Below are 14223 nucleotides of genomic sequence, written 5' to 3'. Positions count from 1 at the left end.
CTGACTTTAAGCAACCTTAAAGTGGCAAAACTCATTTAAGCTTTCATCATCAAAACTCACCAAACCTTGAATATCGCAACTCATATAAAAGTTTTTATAGGTCAATACATAAAAGTCAGTGGTTTTTTTAATTACAATTGGATTCATATCCAAAGATAACGCTTCATCTTGCTTAAATAATTTGGTTACACGGCGATCATTCATACAAATCAAATAGGTCTGCTTTTTGATCTCGACTTGTGCCAAACCATTGTTTTCAACATGCAATGGAATAATGTATTTTCCATTCACATCAATCACTTGTTGATCATAACTTTCTAGCTTTTGCGTGATCACGTTAAATACTAAAATATTGCCAAAACTGTCTTGTAGCTGCGTTTTATCTTCAAAAGCAAAATTGACTTGAATACCCAGTTTCTGCAAATCTTGCTCATCTACTCGTTTATTGGTCAATAAAATACGCGTAATGGTCTGCTTTAAACTGGCATCAAAGAAAGTACTATCCAGTTGGATATCTGTACCTTTTAGAATTTTACCCAAAGCTTCGTTATGTGTCCCCAATAAGTGAGCAATCACACTTCGATAATAAAATTTGCTGTTTTTCTTTACTTCACGAATCTGCTTATAAAAATAAGTTTGATCGTATTCACGTTCAATAAAATCATGTAGTAACGCAGAGTTGGCTAAAACTGCAATCGCATCATGACCAGTATACGGTAAATGTAACGTATGCAATTGAGGGATCAATGGCTTAATTTTTAAATAATGTTCTTTATCATTTTCAAAATAAGGGTCATAAACAATGATGTATTCACAGTCTGCAACGATATCTTGTTCCTGAATACGCATATCCGCATTTAATTCAGCATTATAGAAATCTGTATAACGCTTGTCCTCAACCTCTAAAGGATCGATTGAATATTGCGGAACCATGGCAACAACACGATTCATTTTTAAAGCTTTGGCATATTTGATTGCCGCATAGCCACCCATCGAACCGCCATAACCCACGATATTTTTAAATTGTTTTAAAATGGGATCTAGATGCTCTAACAATGCAGCCATGCTTGAGGCAGGAAACCAAGACTTCTGTTTTGGCATAATCCCGACCACGGCATAGTTATATTTCATCAAAGACTTTTCAGCATTGATGGAAAGTCCCTTAGCTCTAGAAATCAAGTCACCAAATGACAGGACTAAAGTGTCAGAATCGCCTTGTAAATAGATTGCTCTAATATGATCATCTTCAAAAATTATTTGCTTATCCATTCGCACACCGAGCACTAGCTCTATCATTGGCTGAAATTAAATAAATAGGCACTTGCCTATTGATTGCTTCAAGTGTCATATTTTATAGAGTCTAGTCAGATAAAAAAGCGCAAAATATGACACATTCCCTACATCCTGCTGCTCAAAAAGGCTTCAGTACTGCTGCTGAACTTTATCAACAAGTCAGACCCAATTATCCACAAGACGTGGTCAAATGGTTAAAAGAAGATTTAGCCCTTGGCCCAGATTCAAGCGTTGTTGACTTAGGCGCAGGTACTGGAAAATTTCTCCCTTACCTCAAACAAGCAACGCCCAATATTATTGCTGTCGAGCCCGTCACAGAAATGTTGGAACAATTGAAAATAGTACATCCTGATGTACTAACGCTTCAAGCAAAGAGTGATCAAATTCCGTTAGAATCTGAAAGTATTGATGCTGTTTTGTGCGCGCAGTCATTTCACTGGTTTGCCAATATTGAAACCTTGAATGAAATTCACCACATTTTAAAACCTGAGGGTCATCTTGGTTTGGTCTGGAACCAGCGCGATGAGACGATAGATTGGGTTAAAGCATTGGCAGATCTGCTCGCAACGATCGAAGGAGACACACCACGTTACCATAGTGGGCAATGGAAATTGGCGTTTGAAAATCAATTTTTATTCCAACTTGAAACAGCCAAAGTCTTTTCACAAGTACAAACTGGAACCGTGGAAAATGTGGTCAGCAAGCGCTTATTATCCACCAGTTTTATTGCAGCGATGCCAGAACAACAGCAACTCGCGCTGAAACACAAATTCGAACATATTGTCTTGGAATATACGGGTAAACATGCGCAAGATGAAATAGACTTCCCTTATGTCACCTATGTTTATAACTTTAGGAAACTGCGCTAATCGAAACGCTTTAATGAGGAATGTTTATCATGAATTTAATACTTCGCCCTTTACTCCTTTCAGGTTTACTTACATCCGTCGTTTTCATGGCAGCATGTTCTCCTAAAGATAGCCCACAGCAAAACAATTCATCTGAACCGAAAGATGCCTCTCAAGAGATCATGGATCAATTGAAAACCAAACCGATTAAAAGCTTTCCAAGTACACCCGACGATGCTCACGATATCGCATTACTTGAAGAATATGATCAGAAATTTACCGAAAATAATAATGCTTTAGAAGCTGACCTAAAAAAACGTGCAACAGATGGCACTCTTACCGAAGAAATAGATCGTCAGCTCAAACGTGATGGCATTGAATCTGCGCTGAATATGCTTAAACAACTGGATCTAAAAACCGAACAAGGACGCTATATTCAAGGGTTACGCTATCAATATTGGGAAAATCAAGCCAAAGTCTATGATGAGAAAAAGCAATCTGCAGATGGTGAACTGAAAAATCCAAGTGATGCAGTCAAAGGTATGGGGGAAATGTTAAGCGCTGATGAGCAACTTGATCACTGGAAACAATTGACCGATAAAAAATAAAAAACTAATGCTTTAATCTTCTCTTGTGCCAGATCAAATGGCACAAGAGAAGAATCGCTGATCATGTTTGAACCAGTACAATTAAAGTGAAATCCTAAGAAACCCGAATACGACAACGCCATTGTTGATCAGGTTGTTTTGAAGATTCCCATGAACGAACGTGCACCAATTCAATATAATCTTGTCCTGGTTTTTCAGCTTTAAAACGGAAAGTCTTGGTACCACCGACACCCACTGCTCCCTCTTCATTATCATTTTGCAAATAGGTTTCTTCTGTTTTAAATATTTTAAGTGGTTGTAATAACTGCCATTGATAACCTGTGCTTGGATTTTCAGGTGCATTGAATACAAGCACTTCACCCACTTTCATATCCATCAAAGTTGGGCACTTTTGTTTCAATGTATACTCATGTGTTTTACCTTCCACTGTAGGACTTGAACTTTGACAAGCGACTAAGCCCAAACTGCAAACCAACAAAGTAAAACCCACTAAACCTTTCATTTATCACACTCTTTATGATTCAAACTGGCTAAAATTATAGCAAACCTTATCATCTTCTCTGATGTGGCTCAATTTGAATTTAGATATTTTGCTTTTCCAACCACTGAATAGAATTCACCCGAATCAGTTTACACGCTCCATCACCGACACCATTCCAATCCAAAGCAGATTTCCACACCAAATCTTTATCATTCACTTGAACCAAATCACCAGTTAAACGAACTAAATCACCACGCTTTACCTGTTTGATTTGTTGAGCAATTTCAGGGTTAGCGGGAATAATATGCATATTACTGACCAATTGAGTTGCCAATTGAGCAGGAATTGGTGGTCGAGCCATTTTCCAATTTAAAAAACGATCATATTGATTGATCGAAATCTGACGGGCAATTTCAGGCTCAGTAAATAAACCGCGAGTTACCGCATAATCAATTGGAGAAAATTTTGCTTGCTCATCATCCTTATATTCTTTTGAACCGAGGATCCGAAATTCACCATGAAAAGGTTCCAAAACGGAAATTTTCTGATGTTGGTCGATTGGTGCTAAACCATTGGCAATATTAAATGCTGGGTTGGCTTTTGAAACTTTAGAAGAATCAGTAGATTGAAAGGCATAGACCTGAAAAGCACTCAGTGCCATCAACGCTGCACAGATTAACTTTTTACTCATATCATGCTCCTCAAACCACACTTAAAAATTGTACAAAATCTATAATCCTAGTATTAATATAAAAACTTAAAATAAAAATCGAGTTTCGGTAACAAAATACAGAGATTTCGTCCTATTTTTGTCTTATATTCAAAGCAGGCTTTGGTTAGAATTTAGCTTATATTCCTATAATTGCATACAATGATGATTTATAAATTTTACCAACAACGTATTTTCCCGCATTTGCTCAATCAAGTGATGCAAACACCCAGCATGATGGATGGACGTGCAGAATTACTTGGAAAAGTTCGAGGTGAAGTCTTAGAAATCGGTTTTGGTACAGGTTTAAACCTGCCATTTTACCAAGAGGTTGATCAAGTTTATGCGCTTGAGCCAAACCGAGATGTCTATCAACTTGCTCAAAAACGGGTATTTGATGCGCCCTTTCATGTACAACACATTCAAGCCAGCGCAGAAAAGCTGCCTTTTGCAGATCATTCAGTCGAAAATATCGTCAGTACATGGACCATGTGTAGCATTGCCAATTTAGAAAAAGCCATTCAAGAAATTTATCGTGTTTTAAAGCCTCAAGGGACACTACATCTAATTGAACACGTTCAATATCATGACAATAACACTTTAAAAAAACTGCAAGATCTTTTAACACCTATACAAAAAGTTATTGCCGATGGATGTCACTTAAACCGTAATATCGAACTTGAACTTTTAAACGCCAATTTTAAGTTTTCTGAAAAATATTATTTTGATGCTGAGGATCTGCCAAAAATTGGACGACGTATGTTTATGGCCAGAGCACACAAGCTCTAAGCTTTCGCCATTGAAGAGAATAGATAAATTTAATAGAAAACTTGATAGAGAAATTTTAACCTCACTCAATCCCCCGTTAAAAACAAGATCGTTTCGACTTTCACCCACAATTTGAAAACAGTGTCCTTTTCACTTGATCTAAAGCAAAGTCGAAAAGGACCTTGCTTTTTGATTTAGGCTAAAAATCTACACACTCGATGCAACAACACTTCAACCTTCTAATCTTCAAAATCAATCCGAATCGTTTCAAAGCGGACTCGCCCATCTTGAATTGCTTGAGCAATCGCTTGTTGCCCTTTGGTCAAACGTGCCCCACCACTCTTAATATCAATCAGCACCACTTCAATATCTTCAGCCAAACCTTCACCATCTCGAAAATCGGTATAACCATCAAACACGACATAATCAATAGGATCCCCTAAGAACTTGGCATCACTGGGTAAATAACGAAACTCAGGCATGATTGGTGCCAGTTGTTCCGCCATCTTGCCTTTCAACACAGCACGACTGGTATTTACACTACGCTTTTGCGCGCTTGCTAAAGTCTGCTGATGCTCCAATTCCAACTCAGCAATATATTGCTCATACTCTGCTTTGATTTTGCCATTACGCGTACTTGATAACACGATTGTGGTTAAAACGATGCCAATACATGCACCAATTAACATCGCCATCCAGATGGACATGCTTTTTCCTTTAACTCGATATCTTGCACAATGTAAACAACTACTAAAGTTTTGTCATGTATAACCTATATGCTAAAAATTAATGCTAAAGTAAGGTGAAGGTTAGCTTACAGACTTAATTGATCAATCATGAAAACAATACTTGTTGCAAATTTAAAAGGCGGTTGTGGGAAAACGATTACAGCAATAACATTAGCGACGGCGCTTGCACAAAAAGGCTATAAAGTGGCCTTGGCTGATGCAGATGGACAAAAATCTGCACTGCAATGGTTAAAGCAACGTCCTGACACTGCAGCAACAATTCAAAGTCTGGATTGGCGTCATGAAAAATCAATTGGAGATGCACCTAAAAACTTAGATTATTTAGTGATTGATGCACCAGGTGCTTTAACTGGTGAACATGCTGAGCAATTGATTAGTGAATGCCATGCTGTAGTCACTCCGCTACAACCCTCATTTTTTGATATCGACAGTACCCGACGTTTCCTTAAACACATCCAAGACATTAAAAAAATCCGTAAAGGCAAAGTTTCTGTATATCTGGTTGCCAATCGAATGAAAGCCAACAGCTCAAGCTCGAAAGATATTCAGCAATTCTTTGATAAAATCGAACAAAAACCTGTTGCATGGATATCCGAACGTACTGCCTATAGCCAATTGGCGATGCAAGGTTTAAACGTTTTTGATAAAACCCAAAAGAACTTTTTAACCATTCAAGAACAATGGCAACCCTTACTTGATGCTTTAATAGACGATCCAAGCGATTGGTTCTAAAACCAATTCAAGAAAGATCAGATAAAGTACGGTTAAAATTTGCCACACTTTATTTTTCAGTTAATATTGAGTCAATCACTCACAATTTTTAGAGTAATTCGTGCAAGATTTCACTTCGAACTTACAACGTATCTTATTGTTTGGATTATTGTTTATCCTTATTTTTTTAGGTTACGATATTCTCAAATACTTCATTGTACCTGTGTTATGGGCATGTATTATTGCCTATATGACTTGGCCAATGTACAAACGCATATTAAGAATGTTTGGTTCGAATCGACCAACCCTCAGTGCATCACTGATGATTACGCTGGTGGTTTTGGTGGTTGGAATTCCACTGACTTTTGCCATTTTTATTTTACAACATGAAGGACGAAATCTTTATTTCGACCTACAACGCCAATTATCTTCAGGTCATTTGACTGTTCCAGACTTTATCCGTGAACTTCCCATCATTGGCAAAGAAGTCAGCCGTACTGTACGTGAAATTAATGCTGATCCTACCAGCCTTTCGCAAACCATTGGTCTGTGGATTCAAGGCCATATGAACTATGGTAAATTCGTCTTGAACGAAATTACCAAAAATCTGGTTAAGCTAGGTTTTGCAATCATGTCTTTATTCTTCTTCTATCGAGATGGTCAAACCATTTTGGAACAAGTCAGTAAAGCCTTACAAATGTTAATTGGCCCACGTATTCACCATTATCTTGACACCATTTCTGAAACAACCCGTGCTGTGGTTTATGGTGTTGGTTTAACTGCGGTTGCTCAAGCATTTCTTGCTGGTGTAAGTTATTTTGTTGCGGGTGTTCCAAATCCAATGGTACTCACCATTGTGACTTTCTTGATGGCACTGATTCCATTTGGCCCTCCTGTTGCTTATGGTGCAGTTTCATTATGGCTGTTTTCACAAGGTCAAACCATGGAAGCAATCGGTGTAATGGCTTGGGGTGTTTGTATTGTCAGTACTGCTGATAATGTGATTCGACCTTTGGTTATTTCAGGTGCAACCAAGATTCCGTTCTTGTTGATCATGTTTGGTGTACTTGGTGGATTGGCAAGTTTTGGGCTGGTTGGACTGTTTATTGGTCCTGTCATTCTTGCAATTCTTTTGGCCATTTGGCGTGAGTGGTTACATGAAACCACTGAGCCAGAAATCCTAATGCCAGATGCCACGATGGCCTATGACATTGATGATGATCAGCCCACAAAACCTTAGCCCAATCCAGGCAAGTGACAATTAAAATTTCAATATGGGTAAATCGTATATTCGCCAATAAGCTTTAATTGGCGAATATACCTTGTATAGCGATCTTATATCGCAGATATTCTGCGTAATTATTTTGCTGATTATTTTGTTTATTTATTTTTAGTCAGCATAATCAATGCCAATCAAATTTACTGTTAAATAAATTCATACAATCAGACATTTAATTCACATTGTTTATCAAGCCGTGCTTTGTTTGAATAGTGACTAATCATAATCAAATACTTTGGATGCGTTCGATGACATCTACTTTCTTTAAAACTTCTATACTTTGTACATGTATCGCACTTTTTACAGCGGCATGTAGTACAACAACGGTCAAACCTAAGCTTAAAACACCACTACAAACAGTGGATATGCATGCGGTCTCTGCACAAGGCATTGGTGCAAAAATTGGTACAGTGAGCTTGCAAGATTCTCCAAATGGTTTAACCATCAACACCCAACTTAGCCAATTACCTTCTGGTTATCATGGTTTCCATATTCATGAAAAAGGCTCATGTGCCCCCGCTGAAAAAGACGGAAAAATGGGCGCGGCTTTAGCTGCGGGTGGTCATTTCAATCCACAAAAAACTGGTCATGGCACTCCGAATGATGGGCATATGGGCGATTTACCTGTACTTAATGTAGATTCAAATGGTAATGCCAAAACAACATTAATTGCACCACGTCTAAAACTGGCCGATATTCAAGGCTTAGCTATTATGATTCATGCGGGTGGCGATAATTATTCAGACCATCCAAAACCACTGGGTGGTGGTGGGGATCGTATTGCCTGTGGTGTGATTCAATAATTTAAATCATTCATTGTGGATAAGTATGCGCTTATCCACATCGTGTTTATTTTAGATGCGAAAGCGCATAACGGCGGCAATGTTCCAAATAACCTGCCTCATGTACACTCATCAATTCGACAATACTACGCCATAGCCAAAATGGTGCATCAATAGTTTTAGATTGATTACGTTTTAGCTCTTTTACCCAAGCATTGCGTACTACATCATCCATCTGTCGAGCATGTGCACGACCAACCACAAAAGCCAAATAGAAAGCTAAGTCTTTGGCTTCAACTTCATTGACCCCTTCTATTTCGAGTTTTAAATCTTGTGGCAATAACTCTCGAATAAAAACCGAAGTATCTAAAAACTTACTTGCTCGCATCCGCTCCCCTAAAAATGGCGATAAATGTCTTGCGCCTTCAACAATTCTTGCTGCATTGTCTTTTGGCATCGGTGTATTTGAATAACGTGGTGCAAGTGCTGTTGTGGCTTCTTTCAGATCCATTAAACACAGGCCTTTGCCATCTCTGACAATATGATTCGATGAATCCATCAGTACGATATAGCGCAATAAGCCTAAAGAACTGCACCCTTTAACCCAATATGCTGAATCGATGACTTTCAATTGAGCAGATTGATCACGCTGACCAATCATTGTGACCAAGTCTTGAATATCAGGCTGATTAAAAACACGATGAATTTCGAGATGTTCTTTTTTTAATAAGGGCCAAAATTTCTTCCCCAAGGTTATTTCAGGCGTTAAACCTTCTAAACGCTCTCTTGCTAAATTTTTCCAGGTTCGCTTAAGTGCTTTTTGCATCGCACTATGCACAAGTACTGGTCGCTGTAATTTATCAATCCCTCGACCATTGTCGGCTAAGGCATGTACATAACCTGCATACAACGCTTCAATCATCTGCGCGGTGACCACACCAGGTAAATCTGAACTACGCACAGCTGTGGCTAAGGATAACCCTAAACGGATAACATCATTGGCAGGATTACCAATCACAGTTTGATCTAGGTCGCGAATTTCAATATCAATTTTACCCTCAGCATTGGCAACAGGGCCCAAATTCCCAGTATGACAATCTCCACAAATCCAAATCGCAGGCCCCTGTGGGATCGAACTTATTTCAGCTTGCTTCAACCAATCATAATATTTGGCCGTATTGCCACGTACATAGGCATGGATCGAACCCGCCATTTTTAAATTACGGCGTTCTGTTAATTCAGCATTGCGATAACGAGGTTGTTTTATTTCAGTGTTTTGCTGGTTTGACATTTTTACTATTTTTAAGTATTTGATCGCTTATTCTGAGTTTTTTTAAGCATTTAAGTAAGGGTTAAACTGTATACAAAATGTTGAATATTACCGTTTATTTTTTACATTTCTATATGCAATAAATCGTGTCACCTTTTCAGAAACGAGTAAAATATTGAAACGCCCAAGCCACTGAATTGACACTGTGAATAGTTATCAGCAAATCTTTCAAAATATAAAATCAAATTCAACTTTGATTTATTGCCTACAGATTTTGATTGTTTTAACTGGAACAACGCTTGGACTGTATTTTCTAGGTTATGAACAGCTCATTGTTCCAATTACGCTTGGTGCAATTGCAACAGCACTCACAGATTTTGATGACCGACTGAGTATCCGTTTAAGAAATCTTGGCTTGGTTTGTGTGCTATTTTTTACAGTCAGCAGCATTTTAGATTTTTTACATCCCTATAAACTTTTATTTTTAATTTACTTATCTCTGTCCAGCGCAGCTTTTATCTTAATGGGGGCATTGGGGCAACGCTACGCCACCATTTCATTTGGTACCGTGCTCTTGTCAATCTATACCATGTTTGGCTTGGGTGAATATACTGAGTGGTATCAACAGCCCAGTTATTTTGTCATGGGCACATTATGGTATGGCGTGACCTCTATCATTTTCTATCTACTGAAACCGACACAGGCTGTACAAGACAACTTATCCAATAGCTTTAATCTTCTTTCTGAGCTGTTGATGTCAAAAGCAAAACTGTTTGATCCTGATAATGTCGACAATGTTGAGCAACTTTTATATGATCTTTCTTTGCAAAACAGTCAGTTGGTACAAAACTTAAACCAAACCAAAGCCTCATTACTGACCCGATTAAAAGCCTCTCGTGCCAATAAAAACACCATTTACTGGCTTAATTTATATTTTCTGGCCCAAGATATTCATGAACAAGTTACGTCTAATTATTTGCACTATGAAAAGATTCATCAAAACTTTAGTCGCACAGATTTAATTTATCGTATTCAGAAGAATGTTCGTTTGCAGGCGCGTAATTGCCAGCAACTTGCCGAGGCAATTTTAAAGCGCCAAATCTTTCAAACGCATACAGACAACAATATTGCTTTAGCCCATTTAGAAAACTCAATGCAGGAATGGATTCAACACAATCCACATAATTTAGAAGTAAAAAATTTACTGTTGGTATTAAACAATCTGAAAAATGTGCAAGATCAATTTGTTAACCTGAGTATTGAACAACGTAATTATCAACAAAGTTATAGCCAACATCGAGATAATCTCAATTTATTGGATGATGATATCCATGATCTACCAGACCTTTGGCTCAAGATTAAACAACATTTAACCCCAAATTCTGCATTATTTCGCCATGCCATGCGTATCGCGTTTGTGTTTGCTGTGGGCTATACCATTTCGCTATTGCCCTTTGCCAAAAACGGCTATTGGATTTTACTCACCAGTTTATTTGTATGCCAAATCAGTTATTTTGCGACTAAAAGCCGTTTAAAACTACGCACGCTAGGCACTGTATTAGGGGTACTTTTGGGTATTCCGATTTTATACTTTGTCCCCAGTATTGAAGGCCAATTGCTCCTCACCATTATTTTTGGGGTGTACTTTTTCTACCTACGCTCAAAAAAATATGCCATGGCGACTTTAATGGCAACGCTTATGGTCTTGTTAATTTTTAATTTAAAAGGCGCAGGCTATGCCATTATTTTACCGCGTATTATCGACACCCTCTTGGGATGTTTAATCGCATGGTTTGCGGTCAGTTTTATTTGGCCAGACTGGAACTTCCGTGATATTTCTAACAATATCCGGAAAAGCAGTAAAGCAACCTTAGACTATTTCGATGCGGTTGTTGAACAATATCAACAAGGCCGCACCAACAGTATTGATTATCGTAAAGCACGCCGAGCAGCACATAATGCACAGATTGAATTATCCACGATGATTTCCAGTTTAAGTGCTGAACCCAATCCAAATCCGGATTTAATTCACAATGCCTTTCGATACTTGGTCTATAGCCATAGCCAGCTCAGTTATGTTTCAGCTTTAGGTAGCCATCGTGAACATGTACATGATCAGCAGATTTTAGACTTAATGTTATGGTGCAAACATACCTTAACTGATGTTTTGCTTAACCAAACCGCTGTAAATGAAGCCTTAATTGAAACAAAGCTCACTGAAATTCAGCACATCAGTGATCAAGAAAATTTGTCAGATAATTTACTTTTGGTGCTCAAACAAATCAGTTTATTATTGGAAACCTTACCTGAGTTGTTAAAACTAAAAACAACCTTACTTCGATTAGAAATTAAATAGTAAGAATGACCAGACATTTAGAGGCTTCACATGAAACTTAGACATTGCCTAACGTTTTTATTCTCTGCATTGACCATCAGTGCTGCGCCCAGTGCTTTTGCAGATTCTCAATTTAATCAAGACTTACAGCAATTTTTAGAGTGTAAAAAGACACTGAAAAATTATTATGATTTAGGTTTTGAATTTGAGGATGATCTGAAAAAGAATGGCTGGATCAAACAAGGTGAAGAATATAGCTATGTCAGTAAAGTCCCGATTACAGTATTCGGTCAAACTACAGATCAAATCAGTTTGGTTTCTGGTGGAATGTTGGCTGTTTTAAAACATGCAAATACCAAAGACCTCGCTAAAAAGTTTCAAATCACGCAAAACCCGTTCTTTAAAGATATGCCGTATTTTTCAGGAGAGAAAGTTGTAAAAACAGATCTTGAGACCAAAGAAACCGAAAAATCTTTGCGTAAACTGACTTTGGCTGAATCGAATCCCGTTGTAGATCAAGGTGAACATAAAACCTATATCGGGTGTGTGTATATCACTGCATTTGAACAGCAACAGCAGGACGCTGCAATCAAAGCTTTACAATAATCGATCTTAAATATTGGGCTATATCTGGTCTGGAGACTAAAAGCTTATTCTCCAGAACGATCTTCAATCTATTTAAATGAATCGATTTTATTTACTATTTTTTTCAAATCGTTTAGATAATTCGGTTAGACTCAAGCTTCATTCTCATTTGACTAAGTGACCATGAATATCAAATCTTTACGTATTGTTGGTTTTCTTGAAGGCATTTCCTTTCTCCTTCTTCTCTTTATTGCGATGCCTTTGAAATATATTTGGGATATGCCTATTTATGTGAAATATATTGGCATGGGACATGGCGTGTTATTTCTTGCTTTTCTTGCAGTGTTATTGATTGTCTGTGGAAAACAGAAGTGGTCCGTTCATATGTTTATTCTAGGTTTAATTGCTTCAATTTTACCTTTTGGGCCTTTTGTTTTTGATCATAAATTAAAAGCATTGCAACAGCCTTAACCTATTTTATTTAAGAAGCAAAGCTCCCTCCCCTTTTACAAGGAGAGGGAAACTCAAGTGAGCTTAAAACTCACCATTTACTTTACGTTGCTGCATAATTGTTTTTAATAGTCCACGTGGAATAGTGAACCACAAAGCAATTAACGCAAAACATGACAACGCATAAGCCCAGAGATGGAAATGCTCATACAGAATTCGAATCAGTTCAATCACAAAGAAGAACGTGAACATCATCAACACCGAAACAGCAGCAGCGACAGTGCCTTTAGAAACTTCAGATGACATTAACGCAAAACGATAAAGCACTGAAAAACTAATTCCTTCACCAAAGCTGACTAAGGTCATGCCTAAAATAACGCAATGAAGAAAATATTCGCGCCAAATGATCCCGACCACCACAATTGCGGTACCTAACAGCATCAAAGGTAAACCAATTAAAACTGTTTTACCCAGTGGCAAACGATCAATCACTTTAATCAACACAATATTACCTAGAATCAATCCACCCAATACAGGGAATTGTGCCAGACCATATTGCATACTGCTGAGCCCCAGTTCTTCAACCAACATCACTGGAGACAATGCGATCCATAGCATCAAAGGCATCGCCACCATCGGCAAACCGAGGGTCATGCCCATAAACGTCTTATTTTTCAAGACTTGCATATAATCATCCCAAATATAACTCAACGGTTTTTTGGGAATACTGCTTGTACGTGCTGGCATCTTGGCTTTTAGACCAAACCAACTCAGAAAAGCTAAAAAGGCAATCGCAATAAATCCCCAGTGCCATGACACATGATCGATGAGGAATGCGCCGACAACAGGGCCAATCAAAGGGGCAAGCAAAGAAATATTTGCCATCAGTGCCATGACTTTAATGGCATCACGCTCTTCAAAGGTTTCTTGAATCGCGGCATAACCCACTGCTGCGATCACAGATAAACCAAAACCTTGCAAGAATCTTAAAACAAGAAAACTTTCAATATTGTGGGTGAGTAAAATTAATAAACAGGTGATGACAAAGAATGCAACACCTGACAATAAAACTTTCTTACGTCCTAATCGGTCAGACAAAGGTCCGAGTATCCCTGCGACGCATGCCCCGCCGAGAAGATAAAATGACATAGATGATGGTGCCCATGCACTACTCACACCAAATTCTTTGGTGATTGCGAGCATCGCGGGCTGAACCAAATCATTACCGATATAAACTGAAAATTCAAATAACACCAACGCCAATGGAAACATAAGCGTAGCGCGACTCAAACTTGCAGTTTGTTCTTTTTGCACTAAATTTTGCATTATTTTCTACATATCTTTATTGGCTTGCA

The 14223-nt window shown here is 38.1% G+C and carries 15 protein-coding genes; 9 read left to right on the top strand and 6 right to left on the bottom strand.

What is annotated here, in order from left to right:
• Positions 1-6: 6 nt before the first annotated feature.
• Complete coding sequence (locus tag MTO68_RS01940; protein WP_244014806.1) at positions 7-1296, bottom strand: hypothetical protein; 1290 nt, start codon at positions 1294-1296, stop codon at positions 7-9.
• 89 nt (positions 1297-1385) lie between these two features.
• Here MTO68_RS01940 and MTO68_RS01935 point away from each other — a divergent pair, with 89 nt between their 5' ends.
• Together MTO68_RS01935 and MTO68_RS01930 are read left to right on the top strand one after the other, a co-directional pair.
• Positions 1386-2162 (top strand): class I SAM-dependent methyltransferase, encoded by a 777-nt coding sequence (locus MTO68_RS01935; RefSeq protein ID WP_244014804.1) that lies wholly within the window; start codon positions 1386-1388, stop codon positions 2160-2162.
• Between the two features lie 29 nt (positions 2163-2191).
• Positions 2192-2749, top strand: a complete 558-nt coding sequence (locus MTO68_RS01930) for a hypothetical protein (RefSeq protein WP_004818703.1) — start codon at positions 2192-2194, stop codon at positions 2747-2749.
• Between the two features lie 94 nt (positions 2750-2843).
• Here the strand turns inward: MTO68_RS01930 and MTO68_RS01925 are convergent, their stop codons facing one another.
• Entirely contained in the window at positions 2844-3251 is a 408-nt protein-coding gene (locus MTO68_RS01925) for a protease inhibitor I42 family protein (RefSeq protein ID WP_004718213.1), read from the bottom strand.
• A 79-nt stretch (positions 3252-3330) separates the two neighbouring features.
• Positions 3331-3921 (bottom strand): hypothetical protein, encoded by a 591-nt coding sequence (locus MTO68_RS01920; protein WP_004818701.1) that lies wholly within the window; start codon positions 3919-3921, stop codon positions 3331-3333.
• 183 nt (positions 3922-4104) lie between these two features.
• Between MTO68_RS01920 and MTO68_RS01915 the strand changes: the two genes are divergently transcribed.
• Positions 4105-4728, top strand: coding sequence for a class I SAM-dependent methyltransferase (locus MTO68_RS01915; protein ID WP_244014802.1), 624 nt, complete (start codon positions 4105-4107; stop codon positions 4726-4728).
• Positions 4729-4946: 218 nt separating this feature from the next.
• Here MTO68_RS01915 and MTO68_RS01910 read toward each other — a convergent pair whose 3' ends face one another.
• A complete protein-coding gene (locus tag MTO68_RS01910) occupies positions 4947-5414 on the bottom strand; it encodes a Holliday junction resolvase-like protein (protein ID WP_034615380.1) in 468 nt (155 codons plus the stop codon).
• Positions 5415-5543: 129 nt separating this feature from the next.
• Between MTO68_RS01910 and MTO68_RS01905 the strand changes: the two genes are divergently transcribed.
• The 3 genes from MTO68_RS01905 to sodC all read left to right on the top strand — a co-directional run bounded on the left by MTO68_RS01905 (position 5544) and on the right by sodC (position 8249).
• Positions 5544-6188: a ParA family protein gene (locus MTO68_RS01905; protein ID WP_004718222.1), complete on the top strand. Its 645-nt coding sequence runs from the start codon at positions 5544-5546 to the stop codon at positions 6186-6188.
• Between the two features lie 100 nt (positions 6189-6288).
• A complete protein-coding gene (locus MTO68_RS01900) occupies positions 6289-7407 on the top strand; it encodes an AI-2E family transporter (protein WP_004818697.1) in 1119 nt (372 codons plus the stop codon).
• A gap of 287 nt (positions 7408-7694) precedes the next feature.
• Positions 7695-8249, top strand: a complete 555-nt coding sequence (gene sodC, locus MTO68_RS01895; RefSeq protein WP_004718225.1) for a superoxide dismutase family protein — start codon at positions 7695-7697, stop codon at positions 8247-8249.
• A gap of 46 nt (positions 8250-8295) precedes the next feature.
• Here sodC and MTO68_RS01890 read toward each other — a convergent pair whose 3' ends face one another.
• A complete protein-coding gene (locus MTO68_RS01890; RefSeq protein WP_004818695.1) occupies positions 8296-9519 on the bottom strand; it encodes a DUF2252 family protein in 1224 nt (407 codons plus the stop codon).
• Between the two features lie 184 nt (positions 9520-9703).
• Between MTO68_RS01890 and yccS the strand changes: the two genes are divergently transcribed.
• The 3 genes from yccS (at position 9704) to MTO68_RS01875 (ending at position 12889) form a co-directional block, all read left to right on the top strand.
• Positions 9704-11854: a YccS family putative transporter gene (gene yccS, locus MTO68_RS01885; RefSeq protein WP_244014800.1), complete on the top strand. Its 2151-nt coding sequence runs from the start codon at positions 9704-9706 to the stop codon at positions 11852-11854.
• A gap of 30 nt (positions 11855-11884) precedes the next feature.
• Entirely contained in the window at positions 11885-12439 is a 555-nt protein-coding gene (locus tag MTO68_RS01880) for a hypothetical protein (RefSeq protein ID WP_244014798.1), read from the top strand.
• 162 nt (positions 12440-12601) lie between these two features.
• Complete coding sequence (locus tag MTO68_RS01875) at positions 12602-12889, top strand: DUF3817 domain-containing protein (RefSeq protein ID WP_244014795.1); 288 nt, start codon at positions 12602-12604, stop codon at positions 12887-12889.
• 63 nt (positions 12890-12952) lie between these two features.
• Here the strand turns inward: MTO68_RS01875 and MTO68_RS01870 are convergent, their stop codons facing one another.
• Entirely contained in the window at positions 12953-14194 is a 1242-nt protein-coding gene (locus tag MTO68_RS01870; RefSeq protein ID WP_004818687.1) for an MFS transporter, read from the bottom strand.
• Between the last annotated feature and the right edge of the window lie 29 nt (positions 14195-14223).

The organism is Acinetobacter sp. NyZ410 (genome assembly GCF_022828975.1).
Lineage (GTDB): Bacteria > Pseudomonadota > Gammaproteobacteria > Pseudomonadales > Moraxellaceae > Acinetobacter > Acinetobacter guillouiae.
Note: the sequence above shows the minus strand (reverse complement) of the source record. Positions and strands in the feature narration are given on the sequence as shown.